A 15,217-nucleotide genomic window follows, 5' to 3' on the forward strand; every position below is an offset into this window, starting at 1 on the left:
CTTCGCCGGGCCCGGCTGCCACGCGGCCGGGCCCCCGACTTCTGGACAGGAACACATGCTGGACGCCACCCACGACGAACTGCTCAGCCGGGCCAAGGCACTCGACCTGCCCGTACAGCACCACATCGACGGGACCGACGAACCTGGGGGAGGGGCGACCTTCGCCGTCGTCTCACCCCGTGACGGGCAGCTCCTCAGCCAGGTCGCAGACGCGGGGCAGGCCGAGGTCGACCACGCCGTGGCCGCCGCCCGCCGCGCCTTCGACTCCGGCCCGTGGCCGCGGCTGGCCCCCGCGGAACGCGGCCGGGTCCTGCTGCGGATGGCCGAACTCCTCGAAGAGCAAAGGGAGCAGCTCGCCCTCACCATCACGCTGGAAATGGGCAAGCCGATCACCGAGGCGTACGACATCGAACTGCGTGCCGCGGTCAGCACCTTCCGCTGGTACGGCCAGCTGGCCGACAAGCTCACCGACGAGTCCCCGCACACCGCGCCCGACGCCCTCGCCCTGGTCACCCGCGAGCCGACGGGCGTCGTCGGCGCGGTAGTCCCCTGGAACTTCCCTCTCACACTGGCGAGTTGGAAGGTGGCCCCGGCACTCGCCGCCGGCTGCACGGTCGTTCTCAAGCCCTCCGAGCACTCCCCGCTCTCCGCGCTGCTCCTCGGCCGCATCGGCACCGAGGCCGGACTCCCGCCCGGCGTCCTGAACGTGGTCACCGGCGACGGCCCCACGGCCGGGCGGGCCATCGGCCTCCACCCGGACATCGACGTGCTGGCCTTCACCGGCTCCACCGCCGTCGGCCGCCACTTCCTGCGCTACTCCGCCGACTCCAACCTCAAGCGGGTCTGGCTGGAGCTGGGCGGCAAGTCGCCCAACATCATCCTTCCCGACGCCCCCGACCTGGACCGGGCCGCGGCCACCGCCGCCTGGGGCGTCTTCTTCAACCAGGGCGAGATGTGCACCGCCCCCTCGCGGCTCCTGGTCCACTCCTCGATCGCCGAGCGCGTGACCGAGGCGGTCGTGCGCCGAGCCGGGGAACTCAGGCTCGGTGACCCCCTCGACCCGGCGACCGAGATGGGCGCACTGATCGGGGAGGCCCACCTGGAGCGCGTACAGGACCACATCGACACCGGCCGCGAGCAAGGCGCCCGGCTGCGCACGGGAGGCGAACGCACCCTGACGGAGGCCGGCGGCAGCTATCTGCGGCCGACCGTCTTCGACCGCGTCGAACCCGGCATGCGCCTGGCCCGGGAGGAGATCTTCGGCCCGGTGCTGTCCGTCCTCGCCTTCGACGACCTGGACGAGGTGGTCCGGCTCGCCAACGCCACCGAGTACGGTCTCGCGGCCGGCCTGTGGACCTCCGGCCTGTCCACCGCACACCAGGTCTCCCGCGCCCTGCGAGCCGGCACGGTCTGGGTCAACTGCTACGAGGAAGGCGACCTGACCGTGCCCTTCGGCGGTATGAAGCAGTCCGGGAACGGGCGGGACAAGTCCGCGCACGCGATCGACAAGTACACCGAACTCAAGACGACCTGGATCCAGCTGTGACCCGACCGCTCATCGCCGTACCCGCCCGCTTCTCCGCCACCACCTCGGCCCTGCGCTTCGCCGCCGAGGTCAACGCCCGGGCCCTGATCGAGGCCGTCTGGCGGGCCGGTGGCGAACCCGCGAGCATCCACCCCGCCGACACCGGTGCGGCCGGCCGGCTCGCCCGCTTCGACGGCGTGCTGCTGCCCGGCGGCGGCGACCTCGCCCCGTACCGCTACGGCGCCGGCGACACCCATGACAGCGTCTACGACGTCGACGAACTCCATGACTCCTTCGACCTCCAAGTAGCCCGCCACGCACTGGAGTCGGGCCTGCCCCTGCTGGCAGTCTGCCGTGGACTCCAGGTCGTCAACGTGGCGTTGGGCGGCACCCTGGAGCAGGACATGGGCGGCCCGGAGCACACCCACCGGCACCTCCGCCACCCGGTGACCGTCCGCCCCGGCTCCCGCCTCGAACAGGTCATGGGGGAGGCGAAGGCGGACGCCTCCTGCTACCACCACCAGCGCGTGGACCGCCTCGGCGACGGGCTCACCGTCACCGCGACCGCCGTCGACGGCACGGTCGAGGGGCTCGAACAGACCGACACCCGGGGCTGGTTCACCGCCGTGCAGTGGCATCCCGAGGACACCGCGCACGAGGACCCGCTCCAGCAGCGCCTGTTCGACGCGCTGGTGCGGGCGGCCGCGAGCTGATCAGGCCTTGGGGCGCCGCCCGCTGCGGCGCGGCGCGGGCTCGGAACCGTCGAGCAGTTCGCGGCGGCGCTCCTCGCCGCGCTCCTCCACCTGGAGCACGACCTGCCGCAGCCCCTCCGCGAGACCGCGGCACTCGGCGTCGCTGAGCCGGGAGGTCACGAAGGCCTCCTCCTCGTTGAACGCCGGGAACACCCGCCGCATCAGTTCCTCGCCCTTGTCCGTGAGGCTGAGCAGCACCAGCCGGCCGTCACTCGGATGCCCGGCGCGGCCGATCAGCCCGCGCGACTCCAGGGTGCGGGCCACCCCGGTGAGGGTGCCCTTGGAGATGCCGGCCTCCTCGGCCACGTGCCGGGTCTCCGACTCGCCCCACACCCAGACGACCCACAGCACGACGAACGCCGTCCAGGTGAGGTCCGAGCCCCGCAGCACGGAGTTCTCCAGGTGCTGGCGTACCGCGGAGGCGGCCCGGTAGATGTTCGCCACGGCCGCCATCTGGTCCCGGCGGATCGGGATGCCGCCGAGCTTGGCCGAGGCGAGCTTCTCGGCTTCGGTGATGGATCGCTGGCCGGGCACGGGCGGCTCCTTCAAGTCTTTCGGGGCCTTCAGGACCTGCGGGCCTTCGGGTCCTTGTGGTCCTTCCGGTTCTTCGCCGGCGACCGTACGGTGGCTGACCGCCGCACGGTCGTTCGGTCTCAAATTGTAGGGGCCCGGTAGGCGCCGAAGCCCCGCCGCCCATGGGTCATTCGGCCGCGGCCAGCAACTGTGCCTCGCTCTCCTCGTACAGCCGACGGTTCTCGCGGCTCGCGGCAGTGCTGCGCCGGTGGTCGAGACGGCTGCCCAGCCAGCCCGCCAGATACCCGAACGGGATGGAGACCAGGCCGGTGGACTGCATGGGGAACCAGCTGAAGTCCGCGTGCGGGAAGACCGCGGACGGCGTGCCCGAGACGGCCTTGGAGAAGGCCATCAGCACCACCGCGCAGGCCGCGCCGCCGTAGAGGGCGGCGAGCAGGCCGGTGCGCGTGAATCCCCGCCAGAACAGGGAGTAGGTCAGTGCGGGGGCCACGGCCGATGCCCCGACGCAGATCGCCAGCGTGGTCAGCACGCCGACGTCCCAGTTCTGGACCAGGGTGGAGAGCATGATGGCGACGATCCCCACCGCCACGCTCGTCCACGCCGCGACCGTCATCTCGGTACGCGGTGCCGCCTGTCCGCGCCGCGCCGCATGGGCGAACAGGTCATGGGCGAGTGAGGAGGCCGCGGCCAGGGTCATCCCCGCGACCGAGGACAGCAGGGTGATGAAGACCGTGCCCGCCATGGCCGCGTAGAGGATCGTCGTGCCCGCGGAGCTGGCGTCGCCGTCGAGCGCCCGGGACAGCATCAGCACCGACGTCCTGCCGTGCGGGTCGGCCGCGGTGATGTACCGCGATCCCACCAGTGCCGCCGCGCCCGTGCCCATGACGATCACGAGCAGGCAGAACGTGGTGACCGTGCCCACCGCCCACGACATGGAGCGGCGCACGGCGGGCACGTCCCGCGCGGAGTACAGGCGCATCGTGATGTGCGGCAGACAGGCCGCACCGAGGATCACGGTGATCTGGAGACTGGCGAAGTCCAGCCGGTCACCGGCCGAGGTGCCGAGTTGCAGGCCCTGCTGGAGGAAGGCGGGGCCCGCTCCGCTGCCGCGCTGGGCGGCCCGGAGCACCTCGCCGGGGCTCCAGTCGAAGCGGTTCAGGACCAGGGCCGCGACGGTGACGCTGGTGCCCAGCAGGATCACGATCTTGATCATCTGGATGAGCGCGGTGCCCCGGATGCCCCCGATGGCGGCGTAAATGATCATCAGGCTGCCGACCAGGACGATGCACGTCGTCCTGGCGCCGGCCTCGTGGGGGATGCCCAGGATGAAAGTGAGCAGTGACCCGGCTCCGGACAGCTGGACGACCAGGAAGGGCAGGGTCGCCGTGAGTGTCACCACGCAGGAGGCGATGCGGACGGCCCGCCCCGGCATGTTCCGGGCCAGGACGTCACCCATGGTGAAGCTGCCGGCGTTGCGCAACGGTTCGGCCAGCAGGAACATCAGCAGCACCAGGGACATGGCGGTGCTGACCGCCAGCACGTAACCGTCGTATCCGGCGAGCGCGACGATGCCGGTGGTGCTCAGCACCGTCGCCGCGGAGATGTAGTCGCCCGCGATCGCCAGGCCGTTCTTGAGCGGGGTGAGCGAGAGGTAGCCGGTGTAGAAGTTCGTCAGGTCGTCGCGGTCGGGTCCCGCCATCACACACATCAGCAGGGTGATGGTGACCAGGGCGCTGAACAGGACCAGGACGATGGCCTGCGTGCCGGAACCGAAGTCGTTCATCTCGCCACCCCGGCATCCCGGCCCGGCCGGACCGTGCGCTCCCTGACGACCTGCGCCAACGGGTCCACGAAGCGCTCGGCGCTGCGGCCGTACCAGACGACCGCCGCGAAGGTGACGACGAGTTGGAGGACCCCCAGCGCCATGCCCAGGCTCACCTCACCGGCGACCTTCGCCCCCATCAGGCCCGGTGCACAGCAGGACAGTGCCACGTACACCACGAAGGAGCCGAGCGCGGTGAGCGTGGAGACCCGGCGGAGCACTCGGTAGGCCGAGCGCAGGGCGGCGAGGTCGGTGCTGTGCGGCTCGGGCTCGGCCGCGTACGGTGCGTACCTGGCGTCGTGCCCGTACGAGTCGTATGAGGTGTACGAGTCGTAGCGGGAGGTGTCGTATCCGTACGAGTGGTACCGCGGGGCGTAGGGCTCGGGTCGTTGCTGTGGCCATCCCGGCGGTGCTGGTGGTGGGTACCGGTGGTCGTCGGGGTGTGTCATCGCATGGCCTTCCGGTGCGGCGCTGTTCCGTGGGAGGTGGGCGGTGAAGAACGGGTGCGGCGGCGCACGATACCGACTGGTTGGAATGGCTGTTAAGCCTGCTGACCATCACGTTTAGGGTTCGAAGTCGCATCCGCGCGATGGACGTGTGTGGTGAAGATCACGCTCGCAGACGTACCTACTGGTCGGTATGGTCAGCCTCAGCCGTGAACGACAGGAGGCGCGATGTCCGCGACCAACCGCCAGATCCGTCTGGGAGCCCGACCCGTGGGCGAAGTGAAGCCCGATGACTGGCAGCACAGCTCCGTACCGCTCGAGGAGCCGGGTCCCGGCCGATTCGCCGGCCGGACGCGTGTCATCTCCCTGGACCCGGCCATGCGGGGCTGGCTCGACGACCGCCCCTCCTACCTGCCGCCGGTGGGCATCGGCGAGGTGATGCGCGCCGGATCGGTCATCGAGGTCACGGCCTCCGACCACCCCGACTTCCAGCCCGGTGATCACGTGGTCGGCACGTTCGGTGTCCAGGAGTACGTGGTGTCCGACGGCCGGGGCGCCATGAAGATCGACACCTCGCTCGCCCCGGCCTCGACATATCTGGGCGCCCTGGGCATGCCGGGCATGACCGCCTACTTCGGTCTGCTGGACGTCGGCGCGCTGAAGGACGGCGAGACGGTCGTCGTGTCGGGAGCGGCGGGCGCGGTCGGCACCATCGCGGGCCAGATCGCGAAGGCCAAGGGCTGCCGGGTCGTCGGCATCGCCGGCGGACCCGAGAAGTGTGCCCTGCTCACCGACGAACTGGGATTTGACGCGGCCATCGACTACCGGGCCGACGACGTCAAGAAGGCGCTGCGCGAGCACGCCCCCGACGGAATCGACGTCTACTTCGACAACGTCGGCGGCGACATCCTCGACACCGCCCTGACCCGGCTGGCGATGCACGCGCGCGTGGTGATCTGCGGTGCGATCAGCCAGTACAACAACGCCACGCCGGTCAAGGGCCCCTCCAACTACCTCTCGCTGCTGGTGCGCCGCGCCCGCATGGAGGGTTTCGTCGTCTTCGACTACGCCAAGCGCTACGCGGAGGCCGCGCAGGAGATCTCCTCCTGGATCGGTGCCGGCCGTATCAAGGTCAAGGAACACGTGGTGCGGGGGACCGTGGACGACTTCCCCGAGACGTTCCAGATGCTCTTCCGCGGCGAGAACGTCGGCAAGCTCGTGCTGGAGCTGACGTGACCGCCGGCGCGTTCGAGGGCAAGGTCGCGATCGTCACCGGCGGTGCCGGCGGACTGGGCAGGGCCATGGCGCTGACGCTGGCGAAGGCGGGGGCGCGCGTGGTGGTCGCCGACCTCGACGCGCAGGGCGGCCGGGAGGTGGCCGACCTGGTCGACGGCGACTTCCGTGCCTGCGACGTCTCCGACCTCGACGCCAACCGCGCGCTGGTGGAGTTCACGCAGGACCGGTACGGCGGTGTCGACATCGCGTTGCTCAACGCGGGCGTGGCGACGGGATGCGGCGTCGGCGAGGACTTCGCCCCGGAGCGATACCGCCGGGCGATGGGCGCCAACCTCGACGGTGTGGTCTTCGGTACCCACGCCGTACTGCCGGCGCTGCGGGCCCGCGGTGGAGGATCGATCGTGGCGACCGCGTCCCTGGCGGGCCTGGCTGCCGTACCGCTCGACCCCCTGTACGCGGCCAACAAGCACGCGGTCGTGGGACTCGCACGCTCCCTGGGACCGGCTCTCGCGCGGGAGAACGTGCGCTTCAACGCGATCTGCCCGGGGTTCGCCGAGTCGCGGATCATCGACCCGCTGCGCGACATGCTCTCCGAGCAGGGACTGCCGGTCATCCCGGCCCAGGACGTCGCGGACGCCGTACTGCGGATCGTCACCGGCGGCGGCACAGGAGAGTGCTGGTTCGTCCAACCCGGCCGCGAACCGGAGCCGTTCCGGTTCCGCAACGTCCCCGGCCCGGGCGAGCCCGTCGGCGTCTGACACGGCTTCGTGGGGCGGCGTCATGCAGGACCTGCCCGCCCTACGTCGCAGTACCTGAACCCCGGTCAATTCGCGTGCTGTCCAGGGACGTCGTGTCGTACAACGTGGAGGCCCTGTCGCAGATTGATCACTGGGAGACGTCGTCATGAGCCGCCCGCACACCCGGCGCACGGCCGCGGTCTGCGCCGCGGCAGCAGCGTCTGTTCTGCTCCTCGCCTCCTGCGGCCAGGATTCCGACAGCCACAGCGCCGACCGGGCCACGCCGACCCCGCAGTCCGACGCCCGCTCTCACGCGCCGAGTTCACCGCCCGAGAAGGTGCTGGTGAAACAGGCGTCAGCCATCGTGGCCGGCGTTTTTGGCGGTACGCTCCTGGAGGGCGGATCGGAGCGTACCGGGGACGGCATCCACACCCGGCCGGTGCTTCGCAAGGGCAGGACATACCAGCTGGCTCTGACCTGCGTCGGGCACGGCAGCGCGCGCCTGACCATCGTCCCCTCCGCGTCGGGTTCCGACGCGAAGGTCCCCTGCGACCAGTCCGTCGTCCAGCGACGCATCAAGGGCGACGGAGAGGTCCAGATCGATGTCGTCGGCACCAAGGGCGCCACGGGTGTCCTCGCCTGGCAGATCAACACCCTCCAGCGACCACTCGGAAGCGTTCGGCGACGACGAGAGTGTCATCATCGATGACTGGCGTGCGACCCAGGAACCCGCTCACACCGTCACTCCGGAAGAAGTCCTCGTGGGCGGCCCGCCATTGTGCGACGTCGGAGTAGCCGCGTCCCTCGGCCCGTGCGAAGTCGTCGTCGATCTCCTTCATGGGAACGACGCGTACCTCGACGAGCTCGATCGTGACGGCCGGACGGCCTGCGGAATCAAGCACTGAGAATCGCTGACCGGCCACCGGTACTGCCTCTCCGGCGTGCTCGTAGATTTCCAGGAGGCCCGTGAGCGCGGTTTTCCGACCGCTCACGATCGCCGCCACACCACGGTCACGTTCCGGACCGGGAAAGGCGAGTTCAAGGGTCGGGAGATCGTCGTGTCCCATCGAGCGATCGTACGAAGCCCGGTCGGGGTGATCAAGCGTCACCATCCCCTGCATTCAAGGAACTTGCACCAGACACTCGGGCCCCGCTCGGGGAATACGGCTTCGTTCCCGAGTCGTTGAACGCGCCGTCACGATCCGAGCGAGAAAGCGCGGTGGTCACGCAATGAAGGCGGTGCGGTTCCATGAGTACGGCGGGATCGATGTGCTGCGGGTGGAGGAGGTGGAGCGGCCGTCGCCCGGCGCCGGGCAGGTGCTGGTCGAGGTCCGCGCGGCCGGGATCCAGCCCGGTGAGGTGATGATCCGCAAGGGCGCGCGGCACGATCGCTGGCCGGCGACGTTTCCCTCCGGGCAGGGCAGCGATCTGGCCGGCGTGGTGGTGGAGGCGGGCCCACACGTGCGCGGTGTCGCGGTGGGTGATGAGGTCCTGGGCTTCACCCACAACAGGGCGAGCCACGCGGAGTTCGTCGTGGTCGACGACGTGAACGTGGTCTTTCGCCCGGAGGACCTGCCCTGGGACGTGGCCGGGTCGTTGTACGTGGCCGGCACGACCGCATACGCCACCGTGTTCGCGGTGGACCCCGGACCGGGCGACACGGTCGTGGTGTCAGGTGCGGCGGGCGGCGTCGGGTCGCTCGCCGTACAGCTCGCGCGGCGGCGTGGCGCCACGGTGATCGGGCTGGCGAGCGAGCGGAACCACGTCTGGCTGGCGGATCGCGGTGCCGTCCCGGTCGAGTACGGGGAGGGCGTTGCCGAGCGGATCCGGCAGGCCGCCGGCGGGAACGTCGACGCGTTCATCGACACGTTCGGCGACGGCTATGTGGAGCTGGCAACGGAGTTGGGCGTGCGGCCCGAGCGGATCAACACGATCAGCGACTGGCAGGCCGCGGCCAAGGTCGGTGCGCGGACCTACGGGGAAGGCTCGGCGGCGTGCGCGGTCGTGGTCGGTGAGTTCGCCCGGCTCGCCGCGCGCGGGGAGCTTGAGGTGCCGATCGCCCGCGCCTACCCGCTGGAGCAGGTGCGGGACGCTTTCCGCGAGCTGGAACGGCGGCACACTCACGGCAAGATCGTGCTCCGGCCGTAGCCCCTTCGGTGGCCCGTCGGCTCAACCCACAGATGCAGCCCCGTGGTTCCGTGCGTGACGCGCTGTGCATCCGCCGGTCGGATGTGCTCGGTCGGGCTGACGTGCCGTCATCTGTCGGGAGGCGCACTGGTGACCGGCGCCGCCGTGCCGCTCGGCGTCGCACGCCCCGCGTGGGCCGCGCAGCCCGCTCCGGGCCCGCAGCGGCTCATCCTGCCCGAGCCGACCGGACCGTACCCGGTGGGCACGGTGTCGCTGTATCTTGTGGACGCCTCACGTCCGGATCCCGCGGCCGGCCCGGGCCGGCACCGCGAGCTGATGGCCGGCGTCTGGTACCCCGCCCGGGACGTCCGGCGGTACCCGCGGGCGCCCTGGATGCCCGCCGCGCCTCTGCGGGCGCTACTGACGTCCGCGGGGTTCGCCGCCGACGCCGCGCTCGCACCGCTCACGGCCGGCCACGAGGGCGCCCCGGGGCGGCGAACGGGAGGACGGCTGCCCGTCGTCGTGTTCTCGCACGGCGCGCACGATCACCGCTCCGACGCCACCGTCGTGGTCACGGTGGATCACACGGACGACGCGTTCAGCGAGTTCCCCGACGGCCGGGGGCGTCCTCCGCTGGACGACCCGCGACGGGCGCTGGGACCGGCGGACTTCGCGAAGGATGTCCGGTTCGTCATCGACCGTGTCGAGGAGCTCGGTGCCGGGCACAACCCCGACGCCGAACACCCGCCGCTGCCAGTCGGCCTGTGCGGCGCGCTCGACCCGCACCGCGTCGGCATGTTCGGCTGGTCGAAGGGCGGGACGGCGACCGTTGTTCAGGCCGACGGCGCGGTCCACCCGTCGTACTGCGACAACCAGGTGCTCGTACCGCAGCTGGCGAAAGCGATCGGGATGAGCGACGAGGGGCTTTGGAGTACCCGCGCTCGCCTTCTGACGCACGCCGGGGCAAGCGGGGGGGGCTCACACGGGCCACCCCGAGCGACTTCGCCCAGCAGCAGCGAGGTGGAAACACTCAGCCCTTGACGGCGGAGCTGGCGACGCCCTGGACGAACCACCGCTGGAAGAACGCGAAGACGATCAGGACGGGCAGGACCAGCAGGACGCCGAAGGCGAGGACCTGGCCCCAGTCCACGGGCATCTGGCCTTGGAAGACGCTCATCTGCAGTGGCAGTGGGCGCACCGAGGGGTCGGAGACCATCAGGACGGGCCAGAGGAAGGAGCCCCACTGGGTGAGGAAGGTCAGGATCGCGACCGACGCGAACGCCGGCTTGCTCATGGGGACGATGATCGCGAAGAAGGTGCGCCAGGGGCCGGCGCCGTCGATGCGGGCGGCTTCTTCGATGCTGGGCGGGATCGAGCGGAAGAAGGTGGCGAACTGGTAGATGGAGAAGGCGTTGGCGATGAAGGGGACGGCCTGGATGTAGATGGTGTTGCGCTGGTCGTTGAACATGTAGAACAGCGGGACGGCGACTGCTTCGAACGGCACCAGCATGAGAAGCAGAATGAGGGTGAAGACGGCGTCCTGGCCTCGCCAGCGCAGCCGGGAGAGCCCGTAGGCGGCCATGGAGTTGACGATCAGACCGCCGAGTACCACGACGGTGGCCAGGAGCAGTGAGATGCCCATGAAACGCCAGAGGTAGCCGGTGGCATCGGAGTCGAAGCTGTTCAGGACGGCTGTGTAGTTGCGGAAGGACAGGTGGGTGGGGAGGAAGCCGGTCAGGCCGTTGAGTACCTGGTCGGAGGGCTTGAAGCTGCCGAGGATCAGGTAGAGGACCGGCAGGACGAAGATGAACGCCAGGACGCTGAGGACGGCGTAGTCGAAGAAGCGGCGCAGGGGTGTGCGGGTCATGATCAGTCCTCGTTGCCGGGGCGGACGACGCGGCGCTGGATGAGGGTCAGGACGACGACGATCAGGAAGAAGACGACGGTGATCGCGGCCGCCTGGCCGATGTTGTTCTGGTCGAAGGCCGTGGTGACCGCCTGGTACATCACGGTGCGGGTGGCGTCTTCGTCGAGTCCGCCGCCGTGGATGAGGACGTAGATCTGGTCGAAGACGCGGAAGGACAGGACGGAGGTCAGCATGGCGACGAAGACGAGGGTGCCGCGGATGCCGGGCAGCGTGACGTGGCGGAACTGCTGCCGGCGGGAGGCCCGGTCGAGTTGGGCGGCCTCGTAGAGTTCGCCCGGGATCTGCTGGAGGCCGGCGAGCAGGATGACCATCTGGAAGCCGACGCCCTGCCAGATGGACAGCACGATGATCGAGGCCATGGCGGTGAGCCCGTCGCCGAGCCAGTCGAAGGCGCCCCAGTTCCCGAAACTCACCGCGTGCAGCGCGGAGTTGAGCAGGCCGTCACCGCTGCGGGCGAGGATGAGCCGCCAGATGACGGCGACAAGGGCCATGGGGAAGACGACCGGCAGGAAGAAAAGGGACCGGAAGACGCCGATCGCCTTGAGTTTGCGGTTGAGCAGAATGGCCAGGGCCAGGGCGAGGCCCGTCTGCAGCGGTACGACGACCACGGCGAAGGTCAGGTTGTTCAGCAGGGCCCGCAGGAAGGGGCCGGACATGTCGGGGTCGGTGAAGAGACGCCGGTACTGCTCGAGGCCGAAGAAGCGTGGCGGGAGCGGGGAGCCGAGCCGCACGTTGTAGAAGGACAGGACGACGGCGTAGACGAACGGCACGGCGACGAAGGCGATCAGTCCGCCGAGGGCGGGTGCGGACATCAGCAGTCCATGCAGCCAGTCGCGGTTGCGGCGCCGGGACCGTGCGGGTTCGTCGGATGCCGGTGGTGGGCTCGGCCTCCGCCGGTCAGGTGTGGCGGGCGCGGGGTTCACGGTGGTCACGGTGGGTCCTCTTCCCGCCGGGAGGGACGGGCGCCGTCGGCGTGTGTCCCTCCCGGCCGCTGGATGCCGGCTACGGCAGCTTGTAGCCGTCGTTGTCCGAGAAGTCCTGGTCGATGGCGCGGGCGGCCTTGGCCAGGGCGGTCTTCGGGTCGGCTCCGCCGTAGACGTCGCTCAGCGCCTGGCTGAACTTGGCGGTGACCGTGGGGTATCCGGCGGTGACCGGGCGGGTCACGGCGACGCAGGACTTGTCGATGTCGATGTCGCTGTCACCGCAGGGCTTGGCGAGCTGGTCGGCGAAGAGCTGGAGCGGGCCGCCCTGCTGGTACAGCGGGCTCTTGGCGAGCGCGGACCTGGTGCCGGGAGGGGCACCGTTGGCCGTGGTCATCGCGGTGACGTTGGTGTCGTTCAGAAGGGAATCGAGGAAGGCGCCGGCGGCCTTGCCGTTCTTGGTGTCGGCACCGATGCCCCATTCCCAGGAGCCCTGGCCCGTCTTGGGGCCGTTGCCGAAGTCGGGCAGTGGCAGGACGACGAGGTCTTTGCCGAGGGCCTTGCCGTAGGCGGGGTACATCCAGTGGCCGACCCAGCTGAGGGCAACGCGCCCCTTGGCGAAGGCGTTTCCGTCGGTGTTGGGGTCGGTGTACTTCTTCCAGGACTGGAACGTCTTCAGCGCCGAGACCACGGCCGGGGTGTCCAGGGCGCCTTGGGCCTTGCCGTTCTTCAGCAGCGAGCCGCCGGCCGACCAGACGACGGGGGCGAAGCCGTAGGTGCCCCACTCGTTGGCGAAGCCACCGCTCTCCTGGAGGTCCATGCTCTTGCCGTCGGGGTCCTTGGCGGCCAGCTTCTTCACGGCGGCGGTGAACTCGGCGGCGGTCCAGTCGTCGGACAGACCGGTCGGGTACTTGATGCCTGCCGCGTCCAGCAGCTTCTTGTTGCCGTAGATGCCGAGCCCGGAGTCGTACATGCCCAGCCCGTACTGCTTGCCGTCGGTCCGGCCCTCCGCCTTGATGGCGTCGGTGGCATTGGCCAGGGTCTTGACGGTGACGTAGGTGTCGAGCGGGGCGAGCTTCCTGTTGTAGACGAAGTTCGCCATGGTCGGGCCGTCGAACTCCATCACGTCCGGCAGCTTGGAGGCGTCGGTGGCGGTGATGGTCTTGGTGTAGTCGGTGTCCGGGATCAGCGTCAGCTTGACCTTGATCTTCTTTTGCGAGGAGTTGAAGGCCTGCACCGCGTTCTGCAGTGCGGCGGCCTCGCTCGCTTGCCCGTGGTGAGCCCAGACCGTGATGGTGCCCGTGCCGCTGCCCTCCTCGGCGGAGGTGCCGCTGCCTCCGCCTCCGCAGGCGGCGAGTGCCGCCAGGGGCAGGGCGAGGGCGAGGGCCGTACGGGCCGTTCGGCGGGATCTTCCGTTGCCGGCGTTCATGGTGGGTGCCTCCGGTGTGTGGTGCCGGTGAGGGTGGGTGGTGCGAAGGTGCATAGGGGGATTCGGGATCGGTACGTGCCTCACGGCGACGCGGGCGATGACTCCGTCATGTGGACTGCCCCCTGTGGTGCGGTGCCGGTGCTCGGCTCCTTGATCACGAGGTGCAGCAGCTCCCAGGCGTCGATGGCGTGGTTCAGGCGTGCGCCCGGCGCGGTGTGGGCCTGCAGTCGCCAGGGGCCGTTCCCGGTCGGGTAGAAGCGCAGGGTGAGTACCTGGCCGGTGGGGGTCAGGAAGACTTCGGCGATGGAGTGGTCGACGACCAGGCGCAGTTCGACCGGCTGACCGGTGGGGCAGGGCATCCGGTGGACGCCGCGGTGGGCGCGGTCGTCCAGCGAGGCGTGGTCGCGATCGACGACCAGTTCGCCGGCGTCGGGGTCGAGGCGGATGTCGAGGTACTCGGATCCGTCCGAGGTGGTGAGCAGCCGCAGACTCGCCGCTCCGTTCGTCTCCAGACGGGCCGTCAGATCGAAGGCGCGGCCCACACGGCCCAGTTCCAGGGGCTCGGGGCCGTGGATCACGCCTTCGGCATGGACGGCGCGCTCGCCGCGCAGGGAGAGCAGTTCGGCAGCGGGCTGCTGACGCAGTGTGCCGTCGTCGCCGACCGAGATCTCCCGGGGGAGGGTCAGTACACCGGCCCATCCGCCCGAGACCGCCCAGGCTTCGTCGCGCGCCTCCCCGGACCAGCCCCACAGCAGCCACCTGCCGCCCGGCGCACGCAGCAGCGCGGGGGCGTAGCAGTCCGGGCCGTGGTCCACGAGGACCGGTGGGCCGGCCTCGAAGACGTGGCCGCGCTCTTCGCCGACGAGGGCGGTGACGCAGCGTGCGCCGTCGTGGTGGTTCCACGCGCTGAAGATGAGGGCACCAGGTCGTTCGGACTGCGGCGGCAGGTACTGGGGGCACTCCCAGCCCTCGCCGGTGTGCAGGCCCGTGGCGCCGACCGGCTCCTGCTCACGGGCATCGAAGGGTCCCAAGTAGGTCCAGTCGTCCAGGTCGGACGATTCGTACAGCAGGGCTGCGCCGCGGCCGTCAGCGAGGGCGGAGCCGACCAGCATCCGCCAGCTGTCGCCGTCCCGCCAGACGTATGGGTCGCGGTACATGGTGCAGCCGTCGGGCCATGCGGGGATGACCAGTTCGCCCCGCGGACTGAAGGTCCGGCCGCCGTCGCGGGAGGTGGCGCGGGCGACCGGCTGATGCTGGGGCGAGCGGTCCTCCCGGTGCGCGGAGTAGAAGGCGACCAGCCGGTCGCCGTCGGAAACGGCGTTGCCGGAGAAGCAGCCGTCGGCGTCCTCGCCACCCGGGGTGGGGGACAGGGCCGTCGGCAGCGGCTCCCAGCTCAGCAGGTCGGGACTGCGGAAGTGGCCCCAGTGCATGTTCGCGTGGGTCGTGCCGCGAGGGTTGTACTGGTAGCAGACGTGGTAGTGGCCGTCATGGAAGACCAGCCCGTTGGGGTCGTTGATCCAGTTCCGGGGTGGCCGCAGATGCGCGACGGGCCGGTACGGATCACAGGGCGCGGTGGACACACACGTGCCTTTCGGTATGTGCGGAGAGCATGCGGGGACGCACGGTCACCCGACAGGGCCGACCACGATCCCCTCGTAGCCGATGAAGGTGGCCTTCACCGGCACTCGCGGCAGGCCTCGTGGCATGGCGGCAGAAATGAGGCCCAGCGGGATGCCGGCGGTGAGGTGTGGGAAAGGTGTGC

General features: G+C 70.2%; 15 protein-coding genes. 7 read left to right on the plus strand and 8 right to left on the minus strand.

The annotated features are described in order from the left end of the window. The first annotated feature begins 55 nt into the window (after nt 1-55). Together ACH45E_RS05890 and ACH45E_RS05895 are read left to right on the plus strand one after the other, a co-directional pair. Nucleotides 56-1,546, plus strand: a complete 1,491-nt coding sequence (locus ACH45E_RS05890; protein ID WP_361444357.1) for an aldehyde dehydrogenase — start codon at nt 56-58, stop codon at nt 1,544-1,546. After that, nucleotides 1,543-2,238, plus strand: a complete 696-nt coding sequence (locus tag ACH45E_RS05895) for a gamma-glutamyl-gamma-aminobutyrate hydrolase family protein (RefSeq protein ID WP_361444354.1) — start codon at nt 1,543-1,545, stop codon at nt 2,236-2,238. The genes ACH45E_RS05890 and ACH45E_RS05895 overlap by 4 nt, the downstream gene beginning before the upstream one ends. On the opposite strand, the gene ACH45E_RS05900 is transcribed toward ACH45E_RS05895, so the two are convergent. The 3 genes from ACH45E_RS05900 to ACH45E_RS05910 all read right to left on the minus strand — a co-directional run bounded on the left by ACH45E_RS05900 (nt 2,239) and on the right by ACH45E_RS05910 (nt 5,082). Further along, complete coding sequence (locus ACH45E_RS05900; protein WP_361444351.1) at nt 2,239-2,811, minus strand: MarR family winged helix-turn-helix transcriptional regulator; 573 nt, start codon at nt 2,809-2,811, stop codon at nt 2,239-2,241. A 166-nt stretch (nt 2,812-2,977) separates the two neighbouring features. Beyond that, nucleotides 2,978-4,594, minus strand: coding sequence for a cation acetate symporter (locus tag ACH45E_RS05905; protein ID WP_361444349.1), 1,617 nt, complete (start codon nt 4,592-4,594; stop codon nt 2,978-2,980). Further along, nucleotides 4,591-5,082: a DUF485 domain-containing protein gene (locus tag ACH45E_RS05910; protein ID WP_361444346.1), complete on the minus strand. Its 492-nt coding sequence runs from the start codon at nt 5,080-5,082 to the stop codon at nt 4,591-4,593. Before ACH45E_RS05910 ends, ACH45E_RS05905 begins: the two co-directional genes overlap by 4 nt. A gap of 225 nt (nt 5,083-5,307) precedes the next feature. Here ACH45E_RS05910 and ACH45E_RS05915 point away from each other — a divergent pair, with 225 nt between their 5' ends. The 3 genes from ACH45E_RS05915 to ACH45E_RS05925 all read left to right on the plus strand — a co-directional run bounded on the left by ACH45E_RS05915 (nt 5,308) and on the right by ACH45E_RS05925 (nt 7,761). Then, complete coding sequence (locus tag ACH45E_RS05915; RefSeq protein WP_361444343.1) at nt 5,308-6,315, plus strand: NADP-dependent oxidoreductase; 1,008 nt, start codon at nt 5,308-5,310, stop codon at nt 6,313-6,315. Continuing rightward, entirely contained in the window at nt 6,312-7,073 is a 762-nt protein-coding gene (locus tag ACH45E_RS05920) for an SDR family NAD(P)-dependent oxidoreductase (RefSeq protein ID WP_361444340.1), read from the plus strand. The genes ACH45E_RS05915 and ACH45E_RS05920 overlap by 4 nt, the downstream gene beginning before the upstream one ends. Nucleotides 7,074-7,218: 145 nt before the next feature. Then, nucleotides 7,219-7,761 (plus strand): hypothetical protein, encoded by a 543-nt coding sequence (locus tag ACH45E_RS05925; RefSeq protein WP_361444337.1) that lies wholly within the window; start codon nt 7,219-7,221, stop codon nt 7,759-7,761. On the opposite strand, the gene ACH45E_RS05930 is transcribed toward ACH45E_RS05925, so the two are convergent. Next, nucleotides 7,700-8,119 carry an ASCH domain-containing protein gene (locus tag ACH45E_RS05930; RefSeq protein ID WP_361444334.1) on the minus strand — a complete coding sequence of 140 codons (420 nt, stop codon included), beginning with the start codon at nt 8,117-8,119 and terminating at the stop codon, nt 7,700-7,702. The two genes, ACH45E_RS05925 and ACH45E_RS05930, sit on opposite strands and share 62 nt — an antisense overlap. Before the next feature lie 163 nt (nt 8,120-8,282). Between ACH45E_RS05930 and ACH45E_RS05935 the strand changes: the two genes are divergently transcribed. Then, nucleotides 8,283-9,200, plus strand: a complete 918-nt coding sequence (locus ACH45E_RS05935; protein ID WP_361444331.1) for an NADP-dependent oxidoreductase — start codon at nt 8,283-8,285, stop codon at nt 9,198-9,200. A gap of 129 nt (nt 9,201-9,329) precedes the next feature. Further along, entirely contained in the window at nt 9,330-10,220 is an 891-nt protein-coding gene (locus ACH45E_RS05940; RefSeq protein WP_361444328.1) for a hypothetical protein, read from the plus strand. Here ACH45E_RS05940 and ACH45E_RS05945 read toward each other — a convergent pair. From ACH45E_RS05945 to ACH45E_RS05960, 4 genes are all read right to left on the minus strand, one after another. Next, entirely contained in the window at nt 10,210-11,046 is an 837-nt protein-coding gene (locus tag ACH45E_RS05945) for a carbohydrate ABC transporter permease (RefSeq protein WP_361444325.1), read from the minus strand. The two genes, ACH45E_RS05940 and ACH45E_RS05945, sit on opposite strands and share 11 nt — an antisense overlap. A gap of 2 nt (nt 11,047-11,048) precedes the next feature. Beyond that, nucleotides 11,049-11,918 (minus strand): sugar ABC transporter permease, encoded by an 870-nt coding sequence (locus ACH45E_RS05950; RefSeq protein ID WP_361444322.1) that lies wholly within the window; start codon nt 11,916-11,918, stop codon nt 11,049-11,051. A gap of 190 nt (nt 11,919-12,108) precedes the next feature. Next, nucleotides 12,109-13,455, minus strand: coding sequence for a sugar ABC transporter substrate-binding protein (locus ACH45E_RS05955; RefSeq protein WP_361444319.1), 1,347 nt, complete (start codon nt 13,453-13,455; stop codon nt 12,109-12,111). Nucleotides 13,456-13,535: 80 nt separating this feature from the next. After that, nucleotides 13,536-15,035, minus strand: a complete 1,500-nt coding sequence (locus ACH45E_RS05960; RefSeq protein ID WP_361444316.1) for a glycoside hydrolase family 32 protein — start codon at nt 15,033-15,035, stop codon at nt 13,536-13,538. Nucleotides 15,036-15,217 lie beyond the last annotated feature (182 nt).

The organism is Streptomyces sp. NPDC020299, from assembly GCF_044387825.1.
GTDB lineage: Bacteria > Actinomycetota > Actinomycetes > Streptomycetales > Streptomycetaceae > Streptomyces.

Coding starts and splice junctions, on each gene's coding strand:
- ACH45E_RS05890 (WP_361444357.1), top strand. CDS start 56: ATGCTGGACGCCACCCACGACGAACTGCTCAGCCGGGCCAAGGCACTC.
- ACH45E_RS05905 (WP_361444349.1), bottom strand. CDS start 4,594: ATGAACGACTTCGGTTCCGGCACGCAGGCCATCGTCCTGGTCCTGTTC.
- ACH45E_RS05910 (WP_361444346.1), bottom strand. CDS start 5,082: ATGACACACCCCGACGACCACCGGTACCCACCACCAGCACCGCCGGGA.
- ACH45E_RS05915 (WP_361444343.1), top strand. CDS start 5,308: ATGTCCGCGACCAACCGCCAGATCCGTCTGGGAGCCCGACCCGTGGGC.
- ACH45E_RS05925 (WP_361444337.1), top strand. CDS start 7,219: ATGAGCCGCCCGCACACCCGGCGCACGGCCGCGGTCTGCGCCGCGGCA.
- ACH45E_RS05930 (WP_361444334.1), bottom strand. CDS start 8,119: ATGGGACACGACGATCTCCCGACCCTTGAACTCGCCTTTCCCGGTCCG.
- ACH45E_RS05935 (WP_361444331.1), top strand. CDS start 8,283: ATGAAGGCGGTGCGGTTCCATGAGTACGGCGGGATCGATGTGCTGCGG.
- ACH45E_RS05945 (WP_361444325.1), bottom strand. CDS start 11,046: ATGACCCGCACACCCCTGCGCCGCTTCTTCGACTACGCCGTCCTCAGC.
- ACH45E_RS05950 (WP_361444322.1), bottom strand. CDS start 11,918: ATGTCCGCACCCGCCCTCGGCGGACTGATCGCCTTCGTCGCCGTGCCG.
- ACH45E_RS05955 (WP_361444319.1), bottom strand. CDS start 13,455: ATGAACGCCGGCAACGGAAGATCCCGCCGAACGGCCCGTACGGCCCTC.